General features: G+C 71.9%; 14 protein-coding genes and 1 pseudogene. 5 read left to right on the top strand and 10 right to left on the bottom strand.

The window, feature by feature from the left end; all coding sequences use genetic code 11:
- Window positions 1-642: 642 nt before the first annotated feature.
- The 7 genes from EDD40_RS37960 to EDD40_RS37930 all read right to left on the bottom strand — a co-directional run bounded on the left by EDD40_RS37960 (window position 643) and on the right by EDD40_RS37930 (window position 13,258).
- Entirely contained in the window at window positions 643-1,650 is a 1,008-nt protein-coding gene (locus EDD40_RS37960; protein ID WP_123747155.1) for a sugar phosphate isomerase/epimerase family protein, read from the bottom strand.
- A 12-nt stretch (window positions 1,651-1,662) separates the two neighbouring features.
- A complete protein-coding gene (locus tag EDD40_RS37955; protein WP_123747154.1) occupies window positions 1,663-2,802 on the bottom strand; it encodes a Gfo/Idh/MocA family protein in 1,140 nt (379 codons plus the stop codon).
- 39 nt (window positions 2,803-2,841) lie between these two features.
- Window positions 2,842-3,876, bottom strand: a complete 1,035-nt coding sequence (locus tag EDD40_RS37950) for a substrate-binding domain-containing protein (RefSeq protein ID WP_123747153.1) — start codon at window positions 3,874-3,876, stop codon at window positions 2,842-2,844.
- A gap of 37 nt (window positions 3,877-3,913) precedes the next feature.
- Window positions 3,914-4,933 carry an ABC transporter permease gene (locus EDD40_RS37945; RefSeq protein ID WP_123747152.1) on the bottom strand — a complete coding sequence of 340 codons (1,020 nt, stop codon included), beginning with the start codon at window positions 4,931-4,933 and terminating at the stop codon, window positions 3,914-3,916.
- Window positions 4,930-6,444 carry a sugar ABC transporter ATP-binding protein gene (locus EDD40_RS37940; RefSeq protein ID WP_123747151.1) on the bottom strand — a complete coding sequence of 505 codons (1,515 nt, stop codon included), beginning with the start codon at window positions 6,442-6,444 and terminating at the stop codon, window positions 4,930-4,932. Before EDD40_RS37940 ends, EDD40_RS37945 begins: the two co-directional genes overlap by 4 nt.
- Complete coding sequence (locus EDD40_RS37935) at window positions 6,441-7,727, bottom strand: ROK family transcriptional regulator (protein WP_123747150.1); 1,287 nt, start codon at window positions 7,725-7,727, stop codon at window positions 6,441-6,443. Before EDD40_RS37935 ends, EDD40_RS37940 begins: the two co-directional genes overlap by 4 nt.
- A gap of 98 nt (window positions 7,728-7,825) precedes the next feature.
- Window positions 7,826-13,258, bottom strand: a complete 5,433-nt coding sequence (locus EDD40_RS37930) for a ThuA domain-containing protein (protein ID WP_211348334.1) — start codon at window positions 13,256-13,258, stop codon at window positions 7,826-7,828.
- A gap of 721 nt (window positions 13,259-13,979) precedes the next feature.
- On the opposite strand from EDD40_RS37930, the gene EDD40_RS37925 reads away from it, so the two are divergent.
- On the top strand, window positions 13,980-14,237 hold the full coding sequence (locus EDD40_RS37925) for a helix-turn-helix domain-containing protein (protein WP_123747148.1): 258 nt from the start codon (window positions 13,980-13,982) through the stop codon (window positions 14,235-14,237).
- Window positions 14,238-14,446: 209 nt separating this feature from the next.
- On the top strand, window positions 14,447-15,010 hold the full coding sequence (locus EDD40_RS37920) for a DJ-1/PfpI family protein (RefSeq protein WP_123747147.1): 564 nt from the start codon (window positions 14,447-14,449) through the stop codon (window positions 15,008-15,010).
- A 51-nt stretch (window positions 15,011-15,061) separates the two neighbouring features.
- On the opposite strand, the gene EDD40_RS37915 is transcribed toward EDD40_RS37920, so the two are convergent.
- Window positions 15,062-17,755: an RICIN domain-containing protein gene (locus EDD40_RS37915; protein ID WP_123747146.1), complete on the bottom strand. Its 2,694-nt coding sequence runs from the start codon at window positions 17,753-17,755 to the stop codon at window positions 15,062-15,064.
- A 517-nt stretch (window positions 17,756-18,272) separates the two neighbouring features.
- Between EDD40_RS37915 and EDD40_RS44120 the strand changes: the two genes are divergently transcribed.
- From EDD40_RS44120 to EDD40_RS44110, 3 genes and pseudogenes are all read left to right on the top strand, one after another.
- Window positions 18,273-18,383 (top strand): twin-arginine translocation signal domain-containing protein, encoded by a 111-nt coding sequence (locus EDD40_RS44120; RefSeq protein WP_246038189.1) that lies wholly within the window; start codon window positions 18,273-18,275, stop codon window positions 18,381-18,383.
- An 87-nt stretch (window positions 18,384-18,470) separates the two neighbouring features.
- A pseudogene (locus tag EDD40_RS44115) lies at window positions 18,471-19,049 on the top strand (glycoside hydrolase N-terminal domain-containing protein); the annotation flags it as partial.
- Window positions 19,050-19,227: 178 nt separating this feature from the next.
- On the top strand, window positions 19,228-19,857 hold the full coding sequence (locus EDD40_RS44110) for an RICIN domain-containing protein (protein WP_246038188.1): 630 nt from the start codon (window positions 19,228-19,230) through the stop codon (window positions 19,855-19,857).
- Between the two features lie 144 nt (window positions 19,858-20,001).
- Here the strand turns inward: EDD40_RS44110 and EDD40_RS37905 are convergent, their stop codons facing one another.
- Window positions 20,002-21,345, bottom strand: coding sequence for a glycoside hydrolase family 6 protein (locus tag EDD40_RS37905; RefSeq protein ID WP_123747145.1), 1,344 nt, complete (start codon window positions 21,343-21,345; stop codon window positions 20,002-20,004).
- Between the two features lie 13 nt (window positions 21,346-21,358).
- Window positions 21,359-23,143 (bottom strand): glycoside hydrolase family 6 protein, encoded by a 1,785-nt coding sequence (locus EDD40_RS37900; RefSeq protein WP_123747144.1) that lies wholly within the window; start codon window positions 23,141-23,143, stop codon window positions 21,359-21,361.
- Window positions 23,144-23,465 lie beyond the last annotated feature (322 nt).

Below are 23,465 nucleotides of genomic sequence, written 5' to 3'. Positions count from 1 at the left end.
AGGGACCTGTCGGCGGAGGGAGATCGGGCACGGCGGGGTGGCGCGTGAGGAGCGCCGGGGTCCGACGACCGCGGGCAGTCAGCGGTCAGGCGGTCACGACGTGCGGAGGCGGTGGGGATCGCGCTGCGACGGCGACGACCCGCGCCGTGCCGGAACGTGAGCGATGTGCCTTGTGCGTCGCATCGAAGTCCCCATCGTCGTCGTTGACGGGCGGTCCTGCCGGCGGATGCGTGACCGAGTGGGCCCGGTGGCCCGGCTGTCAGCACAGTAGCCATCGCCGGAGCGGGGCGTCAACGCTGCGGAGCGGCTAAATGTTCACGCTCACTTTAGCGACCGCCGGGCACCCGATCGGGCAAACTCGGTCAATGCTGGCTATTTGCCGAGGATCTCCGCCACAGGCCGAGCCTGAGGCCGACGGTGGGCGCCCCCTCCGGGTTGACTTGTGTGAGCGTGAACATCAGGATCGGTGAGGCGAATGCCGCCGGCCGGCGCCAGGGGGCGGCCGGGTGGCCGGATGTCGTCCCGCGGTCCGCGCGGGGCCCGCCGCCACCGGGCGGGGCGGTCGTCGCCGACCGCGCCCCGGACCGGTTCGCGGCGGACCGCGTCGGCGACCACCCCGCGCGGGCCCTCACCGGACCCCGCTCACCCGCCGGTGGAGAACGCGGCGTCGAAGGAGGCCGTCGGCGCCTCGAACGCGTTGCGGCGCACGAACTCCAGCGCCTCCGGCGCGCCGATCAGGCGGTCCATCCCGGCGTCTTCCCACTCGACGCTGATCGGGCCCCCGTAGCCGATGGTGTTGAGCATCCGGAACGCCCGCTCCCACGGCACGTCGCCGCGTCCGGTGGAGACGAAGTCCCAGCCGCGCCTCGGGTCGGCCCACGGCAGGTGCGAGCCGAGCCGGCCGTTGCGCCCGTCGCCGACCTGGCGGCGGGCGTCCTTGCAGTCGACGTGGTAGATCCGGTCGCGGAAGTCCCACAGGAAGCCGATCGGGTCGAGGTCCTGCCACACGAAGTGCGACGGGTCCCAGTTCAGCCCGAACGCGGGCCGGTGCCCGATCGCCTCCAGCGTCCGCACGGTGGTCCAGTAGTCGTAGGCGATCTCGGACGGGTGCACCTCGTGCGCGAACCGGACGCCGACCTCGTCGAACACGTCCAGGATCGGGTTCCAGCGGTCGGCGAAGTCCTGGTAGCCGGCGTCGATCATCGACGGCGGCACGGGCGGGAACATCGCGACGGTCTTCCAGATCGAGGAGCCGGTGAACCCGACCACGGTCGACGCGCCGAGCTTCGCGGCGGCCCGCGCGGTCGCCTTCATCTCCTCGGCCGCGCGCCGGCGGACGCCTTCGGGTTCGCCGTCGCCCCAGATGCGCGGGGACAGGATGCCCTGGTGGCGTTCGTCGATGGGGTCGTCGCAGACGGCCTGGCCGGTGAGGTGGTTGGAGATCGTCCACACCTTCAGGTCGTGCTTGGCCAGGATCGCCAGCCGGTCGGCGACGTAGTCGTCGTCCTCCGCCGCGCGCCACGGGTCGAGGTGGTCGCCCCAGCAGGCGATCTCCAGCCCGTCGTAGCCCCACTCGGCGGCCAGGCGGGCGACCTCCTCGAACGGCAGGTCGGCCCACTGGCCGGTGAACAACGTGATCGGACGCGCCATCTCGTTCTCCTCTCAGACGTCATGCCAGGTGCGGGACGTCGCGCTCGCCTCGACGGCGGCCAGGACGCGCTGCAGCTGGAGCCCGTCGGCGAACGACGGGGCGGGATCGGTCCCGGCGGCCACCGCGCGCACGAAGTCGACGGCCTGGTGGGTGAACGCGTGCTCGTAGCCCAGGCCGTGGCCCGCGGGCCACCAGGCGTCCACGTAGGGGTGCTGCGGCTCGGTCACGACGATGCGCCGGAAGCCCGCCACCGACGCGTCGTCGCCGCCGTCGTAGTAGTGCAGGACGTTCATGTCCTCGAAGTCGAACGCCAGGCTGCCCGCCGAACCGTTGATCTCGATGCGGATGGCGTTCTTGCGGCCGTTCGCGAACCGGGTCGCCTCGAACGCGCCGAGCGCGCCGCCGGAGAAGCGGGCCAGGAACAGGGCGGCGTCGTCCACGGTGACCGGTCCCGTGCGGTCGGACACGGCGGTGCCCGACAACCCGGAGTGCTCGGCCGCCAGGGGCCGCTCGGACACGAACGTCTCCAGCGTCCCGGACACCTCGCGGATGGTGTCGCCGAGGATGAACTGGGTGGCGTCGACGATGTGCGCGCCGATGTCGCCCAGCGCGCCGGAGCCGGCCCGCTCCTTCTGCAGCCGCCAGGACAGCGGCGCGGCCGGGTCCACGATCCAGTCCTGGAGGTACTGGGCGCGCACGTGGTGGACCCGGCCCAGCCGACCCCGCGCCACGAGCTCGCGGGCGAGGGAGAGCGCGGGCACGCGCCGGTAGGTGAACCCGACCATCGCCCGCACGCCCGCCGCGGCGGCGCGGGCCGCCGCCTCCGCCATCGCCTCGGCTTCGGCGACGGTGTTGGCCAGCGGCTTCTCGCACAGCACGTGCTTGCCCGCGGCCAGGGCCGCGACGGCGATCTCGGCGTGCGTGTCACCGGGCGTGCAGATGTCCACCACCTGCACGTCGTCCCGGTCCAGCACGGCCCGCCAGTCGGTCGCGGCCTCCGCCCAGCCCAGTCGCGCGGCGGCGGCCTCGGTGCGGGCCCGGTCCCGACCGCACACCACGGCCATGACCGGGCGCAGCGGCAGGTCGAAGAAGCGGGGCGCGACCCGCCACGCCTGGGAGTGGGCGGCTCCCATGAAGGCGTGGCCGATCATCGCGATACCCAGCGTCGCTGTCGTCACAGCGGTGATCTCCTAGGACTCGAAGGCGGTGGGCAGGTAGCGGTCGACGTTGTCCTTGGTGACGACCGGCGCGAACAGCTCGACCTGGCGCGGGACCTCGACCTCGACCAGGTCGCCGAGGCTCTTGCCCTGCACGGCCAGCCGCGCCAGGCGGATGCCGTCCGCGCCCTGCGTGGACGGGTAGACCACGGTGGCCTTGTGCAGGCCGTTGGCGGCCTTGATCTCACGCATGACGTTGGCCGAGCCCGCGCCGCCGACCATGAAGAACTCGCTGCGACCGGAGTTCTTGATCGCCGCGGTCACGCCGACGCCCTGGTCGTCGTCGTGGTTCCAGAGGGCGTCGATGCGCGGTGCGGCCTGGAGCAGGTTGGCCGCGGCCCGTTCGCCGCTCTCCACGGTGAACTCGGCGGCCACGCGGTTGTTCACCTTCAACCCGCAGTCACCGAGGGCGTCGGCGAAGCCCTTGCTGCGCTCCTGCGTCAGGGGCAGCGAGTCGATGCCGGCGATCTCGGCCACGACCGCGTCGGACTTGCCGCCGAGCTCCTGGCAGATGTAGGTGCCGGCGGACACGCCCATGCCGTAGTTGTCGCCCAAGACGGTGGAGCGCGCGGCGAAGGGGCTGCCGAACTCGCGGTCGACGTTGATCACCGTGATGCCGGCCTTCATCGCCTTGAGCGCAACCGGCGTCAGCGCCGCGCCGTCGAACGGCAGCAGCACGATCGCGTCGACCTTGTCGTTGATGAACGTCTCGACCTGGCTGATCTGGAGGTTGACGTCGTTGGTGCCCTCCACCACCTTCAGCTCCACGTCGGAGTACTTCGCCGCCTCCGCCTTGGCGGCGTTGGTGATCGCGGCCATCCAGCCGTGGTCGGCGGCGGGCGCGGAGAAGCCGATGACGACCTTCTCGCCGGGCTCGTCGTTGGCGACCCGGGCGCCGCCCTGGTCGCCGCTCCCGGCAGCGGGCTCGGGGGTGTTGCCGGTGCAGGCGGTGAGGGCGAGGCCGACCGACAGCGCGGCGATGAGACGGGTTGTTGCCTTGCGAGACATGAGGTTGCTCCTCGGTGTGGCGGCGGTGGTGGCGGGGTCAGGCGCCGCTGCGGCGGGCGAGCCGCTGCTGGAGCAGGACGGCGATCACGATGATCGCGCCCTTGGCGACGGCCTGGGCGGAGATGGAGAGGTTGTTGAGGGTGAACACGTTCGACAGCGTGGTGAAGATCAGCACGCCGAACACGGTGCCCGCGATCGTGCCGCGACCGCCCGACAGCAGCGTGCCGCCGATGACGACCGCGGCGATGGCGTCCAGCTCGTACAGGCCGCCGTGGGTGGAGCTGCCGGTGGTGGTGCGGGCGATCAGCATGACCGCGGCGATGCCGCAGCACACGCCCAGCAACGTGTAGAGCAGCACGGTGTGCCGCCGCACGTCGATGCCGGCCAGCCGGGCGGCCTCGGGGTTGCCGCCCACGGCGAAGGTCCGCCGGCCGAACGTGGTGCGGTTGAGCACCACCCACCCCACGGCGGCCACCAGCGCGAAGATCACCACCAGCACCGGCACGCCGAGCACCGACGCGTCGAAGAACGCGGAGAAGCCCGGCACGTCGACGATCTGGGTCTTGCGGTTGGAGATGATCTCGGCCAGGCCGCGGGCGGCGGCGAGCATGGCCAGCGTCGCGATGAACGCCACGATCCGCCCGTAGGCGATGAGCAGGCCGTTGACCACGCCGCAGCCGGCGCCCACGGCGAGCGCGGCGAACACGACGACGAGCCAGTGGCTGTCGTTGGCCATCGCCTGGGTGGCGAGGGTGGTGGCCCAGACCGAGGACAGCGCGACGATCGCGCCGACGGACAGGTCGATGCCGCCGCCGGTGATCACGAACGTCATGCCGACGCTGACCACGCCGATCACCGAGGCGAGGCGCAGGATGGTGAGCAGGTTGTCCACGTCGGCGAACCGGTCGCCCGCGGTGGCCACGCCGACCAGGCACAGCAGCACCAGGGCGACGACGAGACCGGTGTTGCGGCCGGCCGCGGACCCGAGCAGCGCGGTGACGCCGCCCTTCGCGCGGTCCGCGGTCGGCGGCCTGACCGCGGTGGTGTTCTCGCTCATGCGGCGGTTCCTTCCATGACCAGGTCGAGGACCCGGGATTCGTCGATCTCGTCGGCCGGCCCTTCGTGGACGACCCGGCCTTCGCGCACCACCAGCACCCGGTCGGCGAGCCCGAGCACCTCCTCGACCTCGCTGGACACGACCACCACGGCCACGCCGCGGCCGGCCAGGTCCCGGATCAGCTCGTAGATCTCGCTGCGCGCCCCCACGTCCACGCCCCGGGTCGGCTCGTCGAGCAGCAGCACGCGGCACTCGCGCAGCAACCACCGCGCCAGCACCACCTTCTGCTGGTTGCCGCCCGACAGGGTGCGCACCGCCCGGTCCACCCCCGGCGGTCGGACGTCCAGCGCCGTGGTCAGCTCCCGCGAACGCGCGCGCTCCGCGCCGCTGTCGAGGAAGCCGAAGCGGGAGAACGCCGACAGCGTGGACACCGTGATGTTGCGGTACACGGCCTGGTCCAGCAGCAGCCCCTGGCTCTTGCGCTCCTCCGGGCACAGCCCGACACCCGCGCGCACGGCCGCGCCGACGCTGCCCCGCCGCAACCGCTTGCCGTCCACCTCGACGGTGCCGGCGGTCAGCTTGCGCGCGCCGTAGACCGCTTCCAGGATCTCCGACCGCCCCGACCCGACGAGCCCGGCGAGCCCGACCACCTCGCCCGCGCGGACGGTCAGGTCGACACCGGCGAACCGCTCCCCCGCGGCCAACCCGCGCACCACCAGCACCTCGGGCGCGGTCGGGTCGACCGGCTCTCGGGGCGGGAAGGCGTACTCCACGTCGCGGCCCGTCATCAGCCTGATCAGGTCGGCGGTGCGGGTCTCGCGGGCGGGCAGACCGGTCGCCACCGTGCGGCCGTCCTTGAGCACGGTCACCCGGTCGCCGATCTCGCGGATCTCCTCCATCCGGTGCGAGATGTAGACGATCGCCACGCCCTGCGCGGTCAGCTCCCGGATGACCGCGAACAGCTTGCGCACCTCGTCCTGGTCCAGCACCGCGGACGGCTCGTCCATGATGAGCAGCTGCCCGTCGCGGGACAGGGCGCGCGCCATGCTGACGATCTGCTGGTTCGCCGCGGACAGCCGGCCGACGTCGCGGTCCGGTGGGATGTCCGGGTGGCCGAGCCGGTCGAGCAGGGCCCGGGTGCGGCGGTGGACCTCGGCGCGGCGGGTGAACCCCGCCGTGGACAGCTCGTGGCCGAGGAAGACGTTGTCGGCGACGGACAACCCGGCCACCAGGTCCAGCTCCTGGTAGATGGCGGCCACGCCGCTGCGCATCGCGGCGGTCGGGTTGTCGAACGACACGACCTCGCCCCGCCACCGGATCTCGCCCTCGTCCGGGCGGTGCGCGCCGGCCAGCACCTTGATCAGCGTCGACTTGCCGGCGCCGTTCTGGCCGAGCAGGCAGTGCACCTCGCCGGCGCGCACGTCGAAATCGACCCCGCCCAGGGCGGTCACGCCCGGGAAGCGCTTCACCACGCCCCGGACGGACAGCAGCGGGGCTGTCGTGGCCGTCATACGGTTTCCTCCTGTGCCAAGGGCTTGTCGACCGGCTCGACGAGAACGGGGTCGCGGAAGACGCGGTCGAGGATCTGCGACGCCCCGCCGCGCACGGGGCCGGAGAAGCCCAGGGGCGAGAACGCGACGCGCGTGCCGCCGATGTCCCGGGCGAAGACGTGGCCGCGCAGCTCCTCGCGCAGGGACCCGGCGATCCACGGTCGCAGCGCGGCGAAGTAGCCGCCGAGCACCAGCAGGTGCGGGTTGAAGGCGTTGACCAGGATGCCCGCGCCGATGGTGAGCCACCGGTCGATGTCGGCGATGGCGGCCAGCACCCGCTCGTCACCCGCCGCGGCCCGCTCGCCGATGTCGGCCAGCCGGCGCTCCAGGTCCGGCAGCGGGTCGTGCTCCGGTTCGTGCGCCGACGTGCGCGCCGGCTCGTGCTCCGGGGCGGCGGCGAGCAGCGCGTTGAGTCCCACGGCGGCCTCCCAGCAGCCCGTGCGGCCGCACGCGCACGGCGGGCCGTCGTCGCGCACGCGCATGTGCCCGACCTCGCCGGCGAACCCCTGCGCGCCGCGCAACAGCCGCCCGCCCACCACGATGCCGCTGCCGACGCCGGCCGCCGCGGTGAGCAGGATGAGGTCGCCGCCTCGGTCCAGGCCCTGCGCCTCGACCTCGGCCAGCGCCGCGAGGTTGGCCTCGTTGTCCAGCAGCACCGGGTACGGCGGCTCGCCGAGCAGCCTGCTGATCTCGGCGACCACCGGGATGTCGGTCCACCCCAGGTTGGGCGCCGCGCGCACCACCCCGGTGTCGGCCTCGACCAGGCCGGGCACGGCGATGGCCACGCCGACCGGCCGGGCCGTGACGCCGACCAGCGCGGAGTCCAGCAGCCGGGCCAGCCGGGCCAGCACCAGCGCCGGCTCCAGCGCGGTGGTGTCCAGCGCGATCCGCTGCCGCGCCACGACCTGACCGCGCAGGTTGAGCGCGAGCACCGACAGGTAGCCGACGTTGACCTCGGCCCCGACCGCGACGACGTGCTCGCCGTCGAGCCGGATGATCTGGCCCGGCCGCCCGACGGTGGCCCGCTCCGTCTCACCCTCGCCCACCAGGCCGCGGTCGACGAGCTCGGCGACCAGGCTGGACACGGTGGCCTTGTTCAGCCCCGTCTCCCCGGCGAGCCGGGCCCGCGACCGCGGCCCGTGGTCGCGCAGGTGCGACAGCACGACGGAGAGGTTGTGCCGGCGGACCGTGGCCTGGTCCGCGGTCGAGCCGCCCGTGCGCGGGCGAGTCGGCCCGTTCCTCATGGCACTCCTCGGTTCTCGGGCAGGTGGGGCGGGGCGTGGCACCGCGAGGAAGGGCGGGTCGAGCGGGTGAGGCCCCGGACGGGCCTCACCCGCGACCGTCAGACGTGCTGCCAGCAGCCGTCGTCGCGACCCGGCCGGGGCGTGTACCGGCCGGTGGCCTCGACGTTGCCCGCCACGTCGATCGAGCGGTACTCCAGGTACTCCTTGCCGTTGGGCCGGAGGTGGATCTCCCCGCCCCGGTGGACCTGCCACTTGCCGCCGGAGATGCGGTACTCCGTGCGGGCGACGCCCGAGGTGGCGTCGGAGGCGGTGAGCCGGACCCTGGCCGCGGACTTGCCCGGCTTGGCCTTCGTGACCGGCGGCGCGGTGTCCACCTTCACCTCGACCGACTGCTCGGCGGAGGTGTTGCCCGCCGCGTCGGTCGCCCGCACCGCCACCCGGTGGACGCCGTCGCCCACCCGCACGACACCGGTGTAGGGCCGCCACGGGCCGCCGTCGAGCCGGTGCTCCAGCACCGGTCCGCCGGACGCGTCGTCGGTGGCCGTCGCCGAGACCAGCGCCTGCCGCGTCCACCAGCCCTCGGGGCCGGGTGCGTTGTCCACCTTCACGGTGAGCCGAGGCGCGGTGCGGTCGATCTTCACCGTCGCCGTCTTCTCCTCCGAGACGTTGCCCGCGGCGTCGGACGCGCGGAACGCGACCACCCGCTCCCCGTCGTCGGCGAACGACAGGGGTGTCGTGTACGCCGTCCAGTCGCCCGTGCCCACCCGGTACTCGACGCGCACCGGTCCCGGCTGGTCGTCGGTCGCGGAGGCGGTGAGGGTCACCGGACCCGTCCACCACCCGCCCGTGCCCGGCGACGCCGGGTCGCTGACGACCGACAGCACCGGGGCGGTGCGGTCCGTCACCACCCGGAAGTGCGCGAACTTCGCGGGCTTCGACGCGGTCTGACCGCCGCCGAGGGCGAACAGCCCGATCCGCGCACCGGCCAGGTTCTCGTTGACCACGGGCGCCAGCGACGTCCAGGTCCGCCCGTCCGCGCTGTAGGAGCCGGTGTAGGTGGAACCGGACTTGGCCAGCCGCAGGTGCCACACCCCGCCGGTGAGGCCGTTGGCGCCGGGCTGCGGCTCGCCCACCACGTCGCCGCTCTCCGTGCGCAGCTCCACGCCGCGCTGGACGGGCGTGCCCGCCTCGTTGGTGGCGATGTGGTCGAGCTTCACGTAGTTCGCGTCGTCCGCGTAGGCGATCAGGCCGGCCTGCTGGTAGCGCTCGTCGAACGCCGACGCGTCCACCTCCGTCTCGATCACCCAGTCGCCCTCGGGGGCGCGCTGGAGGATGAAGTTGGCCGGCTCGTCGGCCGCACCGCCGTAGATGTCGCCGGCGCTCGTGTCGATGCGCAGGCTGCCGTCGGCCACGCCGTAGCGGGCCGGGTCGGGTCGGACGACGGCGTTCCAGCGGCACCCGTCCAGCGCCGTGCCGGCGAAGTCGTCGTCCGGCGCCACCGACGCCCGGTCGTCGGGGGTGAGGGTGAACCAGTCGAACTCGGCGTCCACCACCGGGCGGTCACCGCCGCCGCCCACGAGCGAGAGCAGGCCGATCTTCGGGTTCACCATGCCCGCCAGCGCCTTGGTCTGCGGCATGTCGGTGAACGCCTGCCCGTCCGCGCTGTAGGACGCGGTCAGGTTCTGCCCGTCGCTGGTGAAGCGGACCCACACCGAGTCGGGGAACCCGGCGCCCAGCGCCGCGGTGTTGGACTCGGCGACCTCGTTGGGCTGTCCGGCCTCCTCGCGGATGAACTGGAAGATCCGGCTCGCCGCGTCGTCGGTGTCCGACCGGCCTTCGAGCACCATCTTCGCGTAGTTGTCGTCGTCGCCGTAGATCACCAGGCCGGCCTGCTGGTAGGCGCGCCGCACGGGCACGCGCACCTTGGCCGTGGCCTGGAACGGCCCGGACGGCAGGTCCTGGAGCACGATGTTGGGCGTGGTGTTGGTGGTGCCGTAGATGTCGGACGGGGCGGTCGGCAGCACCAGGTGGCCGTCGCGCACCGCGAGGTCCTGGTTCTCCCGCACCACGGTGGTCCACCGGTCCCGGTCGAGCGCGGCGCCGAGGAAGTCGTCCGAGCGGCCGGCGAAGCAGGTGACGTCGGGCGCGCGGACGGTGATCGGGATGGTCTTCGTCCCGCTCGCGCCCCGCGCGTCGGTCGCGGTGACCTTGGCGTTGAAGGTGCCCGGGGCGGTGTAGGTGTGGCTGACCGACGCGCCTGTGGCGGTGCCGCCGTCGCCGAACACCCAGGTGTAGCCGATCGGGGTGTCGCCGTCCGGGTCGGTGGCCGACGCGGTGAAGTCGACCTCCAGCGGCGTGGTGCCCGTGGTCGCGGTGGCCGAGGCCTCGACCGCGGGCCGCTGGTTGTGCGTCACGCCGCGACCGGCGAACTCCAGCCAGTTCACGTTGGCCAGGTAGCTGGTCGTCGTGCTGCCCTGCGGCCTGCGGGTGACGAAGTACAGCTCGGACCCGGCCGGGACGTCGTCGGCGATCTCGGCGGTGGCGGTGGTCCAGTTCTGCCAGCCGCCCGTGCCGGCGAAGGTCGCCGTGCCCGCGAGCGGGCCGTCCGGCGCGCCGACGCGGACCTCGAGCCGGCCGCCCTCGGACCCCGAGGCCACCCGGAACCGCACCTGCTCGATGCCCTCCAGGGTCGCCGGGCGCAGGGAGAACCAGTCGCCGTCGGTGATGAACCCGATGTTCCTGCCGCCGCCGGTGTCGGTGGTGTCCTCCTGCTGCACGCCCACCGTGTCGTCGCCCACGCCGTCCGCGGTGCGGCCGGTCGCCGTGTAGAACTCGGCTTCCTTGTGCTTGGGCTGGAGCACCAGGATCGACTCGCCGGTCAGCGGGGACGCGCCGGCGCCGCCCTTGTCGGTGTACTTCGCGGTGAGGACGCCGAAGATGTTCGCGCCCACGTGGCCCTCGTCGCCCGACATCAGCGCCAGGCCCTCGCAGCCGCGGTACTGCTCGTAGCCGTGGGAGTGCTCGTCGTGGCCCAGGGCGGGCTGCACGACGACGTCCTGGCAGTCGACCGTGCCGTCCTCGGCGTCGGTGACCGTGACCCGGTAGGAGACCTGGTCGCCGAAGTCGATGAAGCCGCCGTCGGCCGGCGCGGTCAACGTGACCACGGGGGGCGTGTTGCCGACGACGATGCGCACGTTGGCGACCGCGGACCGGCCGCCCTGGTCGGTGACGGTGAGCCGCGCGGTGTAGTCGCCGTTCGCGGTGTAGGTGTGGCTGGGCGCGGCCTCGGTGCTGTCGGTGGCGCCGTCGCCGTCGAAGTCCCACGCGAAGGTCAGCTCGTCGCCGTCGGGGTCGCGCGACCCGGCCGAGTCGAACCGCACGGTCAGCGGCGCGTGCCCGGAGGTCTTGTCGGCCTTCGCGGCCGCGACCGGCGCGCGGTCGCCGCGCACGTAGTCGATGCGGTAGACGCCGCTGTCGGCGTTGTTGCCGCCGAAACCGGAGCCCCACTCGATCAGGTACAGCGCGCCGTCCGGGCCGAACTGCATGGCGTGCGGCCGGTTGAACGCCATCCCCGGCAGCATCCGGCTGATGTCGGCGACGCCCGTGCCCTCGGCGTCGAGCTGCAGCGAGAACAGCCGGTTGTCGTTCCAGTCGCCCCAGATCGCCTTGCCGTCCCAGTAGGCGGGCCACTTGTGCTCGGAGGCGAGCTCCGCGTCGTACCGGTAGGTGCCGCCCGCCATGGGCGCGCCGCTGCCGCCGATCTCGGGGTTGCCCGTGCTGGTCTTGCCCTGCCAGATCTTGGTGCCGATCGCGGCGGGCAGCTGGGTGATGCCGGTGTTGTTCGGCGAGTTGTTCACCGGGGCGGCGCAGTCGAACTGCGCGCCGGAGGCGCCGGTGGCGAAGTCGTAGTCGACGTACGGGGTGTTGTCGCCGACGCAGTACGGCCAGCCGTAGAACCCGGGCCGGTCCACCACGTTCCACTCCACGCGGCCGTCCGGGCCGCGCTGGGGGTTGGCCTGCCCCGCGTCGGGCCCGTAGTCGGCGACCTGGAGCTTGTTGGTCAGCGGGTCGAGGCCGATGCGGAACGGGTTGCGGAAGCCCATGGCGAAGATCTCGGGCCGGGTCTTGGCCGTGCCGGCCGGGAACATGTTGCCCGCCGGGACGGTGTAGGTGCCGTCGTCCTGCGGCGTGATGCGCAGGATCTTGCCGTTGAGGTTGTTGCTGTTGGCCGCGGAGCGCTGCGAGTCCCAGGCCGAGCGACCGGCGGTCTCGTCGAGCGGCGAGTAGCCGTCGGAGGCGAACGGGTTGGTGTTGTCGCCCGTGGTGATGTAGAGGTTGCCGTCGTTGTCGAACTCCAGCGCGCCACCGGCGTGGCAGCACTGCTCGCGCTGGGTCGCGACGGTGAGCAGGATCTTCTCGCTGCCCGCCACGATCGTGTCGCCTTCCAGCGTGAACCGGGAGACCCGGTCGACGGCCTCGGCGCCCGCGGGCGAGTAGTACAGGTAGAGCTGGTTGTTCGTGGCGAAGTCGGGGTCGAGCGCGATGCCGAGGAGGCCGAACTCCTGTCCGGTGTAGACGTTCAGCGTGCCGGCGGTGACGACCGCGCCGTCACGCCGGATGACGCGCACCGCGCCGTTGCGGTCGATGTAGAACACGCGGCCGTCGTCGGCGATCGTGAGCTCCATCGGGTTGGCGGTGGTGTCGTCGAGGGTGACCTTCTCGAAGGCGTCGGTCCGGGTGGCCGAGCAGTCCGCCTCCACGGCGCCCGCCGCGGTCTGGATGCCCTTGAGCAGGTGGTCCAGGAAGGCGGGCTCGGCGAAGGACTCGTCGGCGTGGCCGAGGCCCGTGTACCAGGACCGCCCGCCGTCGTAGTCCTGGCACCAGGCGATCGGGTGGCTCGACCCCATCGTGCCGCCGCGGTAGCTGGTCTCGTCCAGCTCGGCGAGCACGTGCACGTCGGCGGAGGGGTCGGTGCGGTAGTTGTACCACTCGTCGAAGCGCCGCCAGGACTGCGGCAGGCCGGCCGTGGACGGGTGCGCCGGGTCGACGACCTTCACCGTCGCGTCCTGCGGTTCGGGGTGGCCCTCGAAGTAGGCGCCCACGAGGTCGCCGTACCAGGCCCAGTCGTACTCGGTGTCGGCCGCGGCGTGCACGCCCGCGTAGCCGCCGCCTGCCTTGATGTAGCGCTCGAAGGCGGCCTGCTGGGTGGCGTCGAGGACGTCGCCGGTGGTGGAGAGGAAGACCACGACCTCGTACTCGGCGAGGTTGGCGTCGGTGAACGCGGCGGCGTCGTCGGTGGCGTCCACGGTGAAGCCGTGCTCGACGCCGAGCTGGCGGATCGCGGCGACGCCCGCGTCGATCGACGGGTGGTGGAAGCCGGCGGTCTTGCCGAAGACCAGGGCCTTGAACGTCTCGTCGCCGTGGCCCGGGTGCGCCTGGGCCGGTGCGGCCAAGGAGACCAGCGACCCGAGCAGCGCGGCGACGACCGCGACGACCGACCACCGTCTCCTACCGCGTCTGGACGAGCTCACCATTGAGGCCTCCAAGCCGATAAACACGCCGAACGGCTGATGACAGGATTCGTCTGTCGGGTAAACAAACTAATGAGGCGTTTTCCAGGGGGTCAAGGTCGCCGGATGTCCACAACCCGCCAATCCGCGACCTGCCGGAAACCCGCGAATACCGCGTTCGGCGGCTTTACTCCGCCACCGCGCCGCCGCAGACTGCGCGCGCACGCGCCCGGCGCCCGCGCGGAGAGTTCGGCAACCGGCCGAAGTCGTCCGGACGCCCGAGCGGTCCGCGCGCGCTCCGGCCGGTCCGTCGCGAGTGGACGGTGCCGTGCGTCCGATCGCCGCGACGGGGTAGGCCTCCCGGCGGTGACCGGCCGGCGCCGTCGGCCGACTGCCGGCTGTGCACGTTCACACCGACCCGACCGAGCCGGACCGACCGGATGAGTATGACTCATCAGCTCCACCGGGGCACCCCGCCCCACCGATCAAGGGCACCGGCAGCACCGCGACCGAGCCGGCCGAATCCGGACATTTTGAGATCGACGGCCCTCTTCCCTTGACTTGAACGGCTTCGGGACGCTGTCATTGTGTGCCGGACACGCTCGGAGACCGGTCGGCTCCAGGCGGACGTCGGACACGGGCTGTCCGGTCGCGCCGGCCAAGAGTAAGACCCATCTTCGACGAGTCCCGCCTGCTCCCCCGACGTCCACACCCGTGCGAGGTGTCTTCGACATGTGCCGCCATGACCACGCTTGAGCCGGCGCGACCGACCATGTCGGCCGCCGGGCGGGACGTGGGCGAGGTGGACCTCGAACCCACGGACGAGACCCGGCGGCTGCTGCTGCTCATGCGCACCGGCGCGATCGACGAGGCCATCGCCCGGGAGCTGGGGGTCAGCCTCCGCACCCTGCACCGCCGGATCACGCGCCTGCAGAACCTGCTGGGCGTGCGGTCGCGCTTCCAGCTGGGCGTGATCGCCTGCGAGCGCGGCTGGGTGTGACGCGGCGCCGGCACCGTCCACTTCGGAGCGGAACGCGTCCCCGCGCCGGCGGCCGGGCACCTGTCCGGCCGATTGTGCGGGCGGCCGTCGACCCCGTACGGTCCGATGTGTTGATCGAACCGGTTCGAAATCTAGTCCGCTCAAGCGTTCCGATGCCGTCCGCGAGCCTCGGGGCACGGCGGCGCGTCGAGCGGGGACGAGGAGCGAGCATGGCTCGGGTGCTGGTCCTGACGGCGGACGCCGCCGAGGAACTCGACTCGATGTACCCGGTGTTCCGACTGCGCGAGGGTGGTCACGAGGCGGTCGTGGCCGCTCCGACGACGCGCGCGGTCAAGCTGGTGGTCCACGACTTCGAGCCCGGTTGGGACGCCTACACCGAGAAGCCCGGCCACCTGCTGCCGGTGGACCTGGCGTTCGGCGACGTCGACCCGGAGGAGTACGACGGGCTGGTGATCCCGGGCGGGCGGGCGCCGGAGTACATCCGGACGAGCCCCGACGTGGGGCGGGTGGTGCGCCACTTCTTCGACCGGGGGCTCCCGGTCGGCACGATCTGCCACGGCCCGCAGGTGCCCGCCGCGCTGGGGTTGTTGAAGGGCCGCAGGACCGCCGCCTTCCCACCGCTGAGGACGGACGTGGAGCTGGCCGGCGCGACGTTCGTGGACGAGCCGGACGTGGTGGACGGGGCGATGGTCTCGTGCCGCGGCTGGCCCGACCTCCCCCTGTGGTCGCGCGCGTTCATGGCGGTGCTGGAGAAGTCGCAGATCCCGGCCTGACGGCACGGCGCGGTGGGCCGGCGCGGTGGATCCGCGCCGGCCCGGGTCGGCTCAGCCGCGCAGGCTCCACTGCTGGTTGGCGCCGCCGCCGCAGGACCACAGGATGATCTTGGTGCCGTTCGCGGTGGCGGCCCCGTTGGCGTCCAGGCACAGCCCGGACTGCACCCCGGTGATGGTGCCGTTGGCGTTGACGTTCCACTGCTGGTTGGTCTGCCCGTTGCAGTCCCAGATCACCACCGCGGTGCCGTTGGCGGTGCCCTGGTTGTTGGCGTCGAGGCACTTGGTCCCGGACACCTGCAGCTGCTTGCCCGAGGTGTGGGTGAAGCGCTGGTTCGTGCCGCCGTGGCAGTCCCACAACTGGGCCTGGGCCCCGTTGGTGACGGTCGTGCCGGGGATGTCGACGCACCGGCCGGACTGGCCGCCGACGATCGTGACGCCCTGCTGTCCGCCGCCGCCCTGGCGCCGGACGATCGACTTCGACTCGGCCGACCGGTTGCCCTGCGCGTCCACGACGTAGAGCCGGTAGTCACCGGACGTGGCCGGCACCTCGATGGTCGTCGCGGCGCCGCTCGCCCTGGTCATCGTCGGACCGACCGCGAAGGTGGTCGTGCCCTGCGGGGCCAACCACACCGTCCTGGTCGCGTCGCCGGTGCTCCGGACGGGGATCGACGAGCTGCCGGCGCCGACGAACGTGCTCGCCGGCAGGGCGTGGTCGGGCGCGGAGTAGTTGCCCGGCGGGACGATGTCCCGGTAGGCGTCCTCCAGGCCGGAGCTCACCGCGATGCCGTGGGCCGCCGCCGGCCAGACGTAGTCCGAGGAGACGAGGATGTCCTGGACGGTGCTGTTCGGCAGGTTCTTGTTGGAGACCTTGTTGATCGGCCCGTAGGTCTGGGTGATGCTCAGGTCGTGCTTGCGCCCGAAGTCGTCGGAGTTGATGAGCCACGTGATGTTCTTGTCCACGCTCAGCACGTTGTCGCGGAAGGTGATGTAGGCCGAGCCCTCGTCCGGGTGGAGTCCGTACTTGTGGCCCGCCGGGACGCCTTGGAGGTAGTTGTTCGTGATCGTGGTCCCCGGCTGGCTGCCCAGCGTGTAGATGGGGGCCGTGTCGCTGAGGCGCTGCACCGTGTCGATGATGTGGTTGTAGCTGATGTTGTTGTTCTTCGCCGTGGTGGTCGGCCGGTTGGGCGCGATCGAGCCCGACGACCCGTCGAAGTTCCACCAGCCCCAGCCGAGCGTGATGCCCGACCACGGGCTCTTCTCGATCCGGTTGTGCTGCACCGTGAGGCCGTCGGCGAAGTAGGCCGAGATGGGGCTGTGCCCGTTGAACAGCACGGCGCTGTCGTAGAGGTAGTTGTTCTTGATCTCGATGTTCTTGGGCAACCCCTCCACCTGGGCGGAGTACTTCTCGCCGTTGGTCGACGTGTGGTCCCCGATGTAGACGTGCTGGGGGTGGCCGACGGTGATGGCGGAACCCGCGATGTCGTTGGTGTGGTTCCCGGTCAGCTGGGTGTCCTGCACGTCGTTGACCATGTTGATGCCGTCGGCGCCGGTGTGCTGGACGCGGTTGCGCTGCAACTGGACGTGGTCGGCGTTCTCGATCTGGACGATGCCCGGCGCGACGTCGACGTTGCGGTAGTAGTAGACGTGGAAGTTGCCCTTCACGTACACGGTGTTGCCCAGGTTGCCCTGCTGGGCCTGCTTGAACGAGGACCCGGCGACGGTGAACAGGTTCCAGTCGGAGTGCTGCACCGTGAGGCCCGCGAACGTGATGTTCCGGACGTGGTTGGTCGTGGACGTGCCGGCGACCCGGAGCACGGTGGCCACGTTGTTCGGGGCGTGGACCGTCGCCGTCGCCATGTTCTCGGAGTCGGCCTTGTAGTAGTACAGCGTCTTGGCGGTCTTGTCGAAGTAGAACTCGCCCGGCGAGTCGAGGAACTCGTAGGCGTTCATGAACTTGTGGCTCCCGCCGACCTGGTGGTTGCCGTTGAACGCGCCCTGGGCGATGGCCGCGCCCGGTTGCTGGAACAGCGCCACGCGGCTGGCGCCGTCGCTGCTCGTGGTGACCTGGCGGACGCCCGCGATGGCCGTCGTCCAGGTCGTCGCCGTCTCGATCTCGATGTCGTCGGCGTTGCGGGAGATGGCGGGCAGGTCGGCCGGGGAGTACTTGGCGCCGTCGCACTGCGAGCCGGACTCCCGGGCCCAGGACGCCTGCCCGGCGGTGATGTTGTACGTGCCGTAGCACCCCTGCGAGCTGATCGTCTTGGTGGCCATGAACGCGCGCTTGTCGTTGACGTAGAGCGCCCGCAGCTTGGTGGCGCGGTTGAGCGGGGCCTTCCAGATGTTGCCGCCGTGCTGCGTCCACCCGGTCACCTGCACGCCGCCGCTCAGCACCGGGGTCTCGTTCTGGTAGGCGGAGTACACGACCCGGTGGCCGTTCGTGCCCGAGTCACCCGGCGCGAACTCGATGGTGCTGCTCACCGGGTAGTTGCCGCCGCGCAGGTACACGTAGATGTCGCCGGTCATGCTCGCGTTCGTCGTGCGGACGACGTCCCGCGCGCGCTGCACGGTCTTGAACGGCGCCGTGATCGTCCCGGGGTTGGCGTCGTTGCCGTCGGGTGCGACGTAGTACGTCGCCTGGGTGGCGGCCGAGGCCTGGAAGTGGTCCGCGAAGGACGGCAGCAGCGCGGCGGACACGAACACCGCGATCGCCACCAACGACCTCGTGGCGGTGTGGACTGGTCTCACCTTCTTCTCCCTTTCGCTTGGTTTCCGATCAGACGTGTTCGCCGAGCGCGCCGCGGGCGCGCGCCCGTGCGTCGACGGGTCCGCGCACGGGCGGGGTTCCAGGGCACTTCGCCGCTTCCGGACGGGTGGACCTGCGCGAGATGTGTGCTACTGATCCCGGCCCGTCGCAAGGGATCTGCCGCCCGCGGGCCCGCGATGAGGACGCGGGGCGGGGGGTCAAGGGCATCGACAGGCTAACAAGACATCCCATCCCCCCGGAAGGGTTTCGGCGCCCGGAGCTGCGGTGGCGAGTACTGGCCCGAGGTCTTGACCAGCTTGGTCGACCGACGCGACCCGCCGCTTGGCCGTGCGGGATGGACACCGACCCGCCGGTGGTCCTCTAAATCCATCCCATGTCGGTCCGCCGGTCGTCATCGCGCGGACACGCCGCCGACACGCCAAGAGAGGTGGTCCGCCCGCCGTGCACCCGGCGGCCGGGCGTCCTCCTCCCCCGCCACCGGACGAAGGAGCGTGCGCCGTGGACGGCCCAGTGGACCGGCGTGGTTTCCTCGCCCTCACCGCGTTGGCGGCCGGAGCCGCCGCCGCCTGCCGGGTGGGCGGGCCGGCGCCGCCGTGCAACCGCAGGTGACCTTGCCGGAGCGCGGCATCCACGACACCGCGCCGGCGACGGCGTGGACCGACGGGTTCCTCACCGGGAACGGCGAGTACGGGCGCGGTGCTGCACGGCGCGCCCGCCCTGGAGAAGGTGATCTTCAACTACCACCGGCTGGTGCTGCCGAACGGCACCCGCTCCGTCGCCCCGCCGGTGACCGCCGGACGGTTGGCAGCCGCGCGCGACAAGGCCCTGGCGGGCGACTACGCCGGCGCGAACCGGGACTTCGCGGCCGGGTGGACGTTGCGGTGGACGCAGACCTACCACCCGGCCTACGAACTCCGGATCGCCACTCCCGGCGCGACGGCGGTGGACGACTACGCGCGCGTCACCGACTTCCGCACCGGCGAGGTCACCTCGGCCTGGACCGACGGCTCCGGCGCCTGGACCGGGCGGGCGTTCGTCTCGCGGACCGACCGGGTGATCGTCCACGAGCTGCTGCCGGCGACCGGCCGGACCGTGGACACCACGCTCAGCGTGAACACCGCGCTGGAGGGCCGGCCCGACACCGTCGGCTACACCACCGCGGCCACGATCAGCGGCGGCTCCGGCTACCTGACCCTGCGCGGCACGTACCCGGCCGGGCAAGGGGTCTTCGGCTACGAGGGCGTCACCCGGGTCGTCCCGACCGGCGGCACCGTGACCGCGAGCGGGTCGACCGTCGTCGTGGCCGGCGCGACCCGGCTGCTGCTGCTCACCAAGCTGGAGCGGTACGAGTCGCCGACCGCGTGGGACTCCCGGCCGCTGCACGCCCAGCTGGCCGCCCCTCGGCGTCGACTACGCCGCCCTGCGCTCCCGGCACGCCGCGGTCCACACCGGGATGTACGACCGGTCGCGGCTCGACCTGGGCGTGCCGGAGGCCGACCGGCGGCTGTCCACCGGCCACCTGATCGCCCGCCAGAACGCCGACCGCGGTGTCATCGACCTCGCCCTGCTCGCGTCGCCCCTCGGCGGCCACGCCCGCGAGGTGACGCTGGTCGCCGGGCGGTGCACGGACCTCACCGTGTCCCTGCCGGCCACCTCCCCGCCGACCGGTTGGCACCGGCTGGTCAACCGGGCCAGTGGCAAGGCCCTGGACGTCGCCGGCGCGAGCGTCGCCGACGGCGCCGAGGTCGTCCAGTGGAGCGCGACGGGCAGCCTCAACCAGCAGTGGCGGTTCCTGCCGAACGCCGACGGCTCGTGCCGGCTCGCGGCCCGGCACAGCGGGCGCCTGCTCGACAGCCCGGGCGGGTCGGGCCAGGGCGCCCGGCTCGACCAGTGGCAGGACACCGGGAGCGACAACCAGTGGTGGCGGCTCGTCGACGCGGGCGGCGGTTACCACCGCGTCGTCAACGTGCGCACCGGGTTGTGCGTGGACGTGGAGGGCGGTTCGTCGGCCGACGGCGCCCGCGTCGTGCAGTGGCCCGTCACCGGCGGCGCCGACCAGGAGTGGCGGATCGTCGCCGGGTGAGCGGCACGCCCTGTCGAACGCCCGGGGGCCGTCGAACCCGGCCGCCGCACCGCGCCGCCGGGTGTCGCGGACGCGCCGAAGCGGTTCCCCGTCCCGCGGAGGCGAATCGGGACGGGGAACCGCTTTTCAGGGCCGGTTACGGGGTCAGGAGCACGCCGTGCCGTTGAGGGCGGGTGAGCCGAACGGCGGTGTGGTCCCGTTGTAGTTCGCGTTGTAACCGATGGTCGTCGTGCCACCGGTCGGCAGCGACCCGTTCCAGGACGTGTTGGCGACCCGGACCACGTCGCCCGTGTCCGTCCACGTCCCGTTCCAGCCCTGCGCGACGGTCACACCGGGCGCCGAGAAGGTCAGGGTCCAGCCGTTGAGGGCCGCACCCCGGTTCCCGATCACGATCTCGCCGGTGTACCCGCCCGTCCACTGGCTGACCACGCGGTGAGTCACCGTGCAGCCGCCACCCGGGTTGTTGCCCGTGGTCGTGGTGGTGGTCGTCGTTGTCGTCGTAGTGGTGCTGGTCGACGTCGGACCCGCCGCGATCGCCAGGTCGTACGCGCGCTGCGGCACGAACTGGCCGGCCGGCGCGATGCAGCCGTCCGCCTCACCCGGCAGCTTGACCCACAGGAACGCGGCGATCTTGGAGTCGCCGGTGTTGGTCGTGCTGGGCGTGCCGATCGCGCGTCCGGCCGGGTCGCACCACTCGGTGCCCAGCGGGCCGTTGCCGTTGCGACTGGTGTCGATCACGGCGGTGAGCCTGCCGTCGCCGAGGGCGTTGAGGATGTTCTTCGTGTAGGCGACCTCGTCGGACGTGCTGCGGTAGTTCGACACGTTCGAGGCGATGCCGTCGGCGCTGTTGGAGATGTCCGCGGCGCGGAGCCTGTTGGCGGCCTCCGACGGGCTCAGCCACGCCGAGTTGCCGATGTCGAAGTACACCTTGGCCTGCCCGGAACCGGACTTGAGCTTCTTGCCCGCGTAGGCCATCGACGCCCTGGTCTGGCTCTGCTGGTCGGCGCTCTGGCAGTTGCTCATGATCGGCAGCACGTCGGGCTCGAGCACGATCGTCGCCGGCCGACCCGCCAGCCCCGCCGCGACCTCGTCCACCCACGCCCGGTAGGCCTGGTGCGAGGGCGCGCCGCCGCCGCTGGCCCCGCCGCAGTCGCGGTTGGGGATGTTGTACACCACCAGGATCGGCACCTTGCCCGCCGAGGCGGCCGCGCCGACGAACGAGCTGATCTCCGAGCGCACCGTCGAGGTGTTGGTGGTGGTGTACCACCGCGCCTGCGGCACCGAGGCGATGCGGTCGCGGATCACCGCGGCCCGGGAGTCGCCGGAGTTGGCGGCGACCCACTTCGCGCTGGAACTCGACGGGTCGACGTAGAACGCCGAGTCCGCCGCCTGCGCCGTCGCGCCGCCGCCGACCGCCAGGGCCACCGCCCCGGCCAGCAGCGCGCTCGAGAGGAGGCACGCGGCCGTGGTCTGCTTCCTGCGGGTCATCGGGTCACCCCCTTCACAGGGCCGGGTAGGCGTTCTGCACGAGCGAGGTGAACCCGGCGGGGAACCACGAGCCCGCGTGCGGGGCGCCGGCCATCGCGCCGGTCAGGTTGCCGCCGTTGGCCTGGTCGTCACCGCGGAAGGTCGGGTCGCACATCGGGTCGTGCTGCTTGCCCTCCTCGTTGGGGCCGTCGGTCTTGGTCGCGATGCCGTCGGACTCGCCCGGGGGCTTGATCCAGACGTAGGCGTCGAAGCCCGAGCGCGGCGCGGCGGTGGGCCGTGCGCCGATGCCGGCGCCGCTCTGGTTGCACCAGTTGCCCCGGTGCAGCTTGCGGTCGATGCGGCCGGAGTTCACGTACGCGTCCACGGTGGACCCGCTGGCGCCGGTCGGCCGGTTCGGGCCGCCCCAGCCGTTGCGGGAGGTGTCGATCAGCATGCCGATGCCGCTGGGGAAACCGGCCGAGATGAACCGGTTGCGCATCTCGGTGCCGTAGTCGGCCTCGTCGAAGTACGGGTTCCACTGGTAGAAGGCCGCGGACCGCAGCTGCTGGCTGCCGACGGTGAGGTTCGGGTCGGGCAGGTTGACCTCGTCGGTCGGCGAGGTGTTGGCCAGGTTCGACACGAAGCCGTCGATGCTGTTGACGCCCTTGGTGGCGCCCTTGATGGTGTTGGCGATCAACGTGACCGAGGGACCCATGTTGGTGTCCCAGCCGAGCCACCCGGCGTGGCCGATGTCGATGTAGTTGTAGACGTTCGAGATCGCGCTGAGCTTGCTCAGGGCGTACTGGATGCCCTGGACGTAGGCGCCGCTGGTGTTGGCCTCGGCGCACTTCGGCTTGCTCAGGTTCGTCACCAGGTTCGGCAGCGAGTCGGGCTCGACGATCGCGACGATCCGCAGGGAGCGGTACTTCGGGTCGGCCAGGATCGCGGCGATGGGGTCGATGTACTCGGCCTTGTAGCGAGCCAGGCCGTTCTCGCTGACCTTGAGCTCGCCGTTGGACGCGAGCGCGGCGCAGTCGCGGTTGGGCAGGTCGTAGACGACGACCTGGATCACCACCGGCGTGCCGCCCGCGGACTGCCGCAGCGCCTCGTCGAGGTGGCCCGTCAGACCACGACCGGCGGTGATGGCGCCGATGCGGTCCATCCACACGGCGGTGGAGTTCTGGGCCACCTTGCGCATGGACGTGCCCAGGGCGCCACCGGTCGCGTCGGCCAGGCTGTTGACGTTCGTGACGTAGTCGGGGTTCAGGTACCCCTTCGCGCCCGCGTACGGGTTGGCCACGTGATCACCGGGGTTGTCCGGCGTCGTCGTGGTCGTCGTGGTGGAGGTGGTCGTCGAGGTCGAGGTCGACGTGGAGGTCGACGTCGACGTCGTGGTCGACGTCGGGCCGCCGCCACACGTGTTCCCGTTGAGCTTGAACGACGTGGGCAGGGCGTTCGTGCCCGAGTACGAGGCGTTGAAACCCATGGTCGCGCTTCCACCCGTGGGCAGCGACGACGCCCACGAGGGGCTCTTCGCGCTCACGTGCTGACCTGACTGGGCGTAGGTCGCGCTCCAGCCGTTGGTGATCTTCTGGGTGCCCGGGAAGTCCCATTCCAGGGTCCACCCGCCCGAGATCGGGTCGCCGAGGTTCTTGAGCGTGACGTTGGCCGTGAAGCCGCTGTCCCACTGGTTGACCTGGTAGTCGACCGAACAGCCGGGTGCCGCGCTGGCCGAGGTGCTCGCCAGCGTCAACAACCCCGCGCACAGGGTCAGGGCCGCGGCAGCGGCGCCGCCGCGTGCCAGTTTCGTTGCACTCATTCAGGGTCCTCGCAGCGTCGGTGCTGTGGGTTGGGGGTGAAGCTTTTCCGGGAGCGCTCCCAGAAGTGGGTTCGCCCGACTGCTCGTCCACCGCGGGTTTTCGGCACGGCAACTGCCGTCGGGCGAGGTCGCGAACCGGTCGTCGTTGACGGGTGGTCACGGCAGGGCCGCGCAGCGGGCTCAGCTCCCGCCGGAGAGGGTTCACTTCGGGTCGAATGTAACCAGGCGAAGCAGTGCCGTCAATTGCCGGAAATGCTAAAGGTGTTAGCGCTAACTTTAGCGCAATAGGTTACGAAACCCTTTCGCGCCACAAATGATCACG

This window comes from Saccharothrix texasensis (genome assembly GCF_003752005.1).
Lineage (GTDB): Bacteria > Actinomycetota > Actinomycetes > Mycobacteriales > Pseudonocardiaceae > Actinosynnema > Actinosynnema texasense.
Note: the sequence above shows the minus strand (reverse complement) of the source record. Positions and strands in the feature narration are given on the sequence as shown.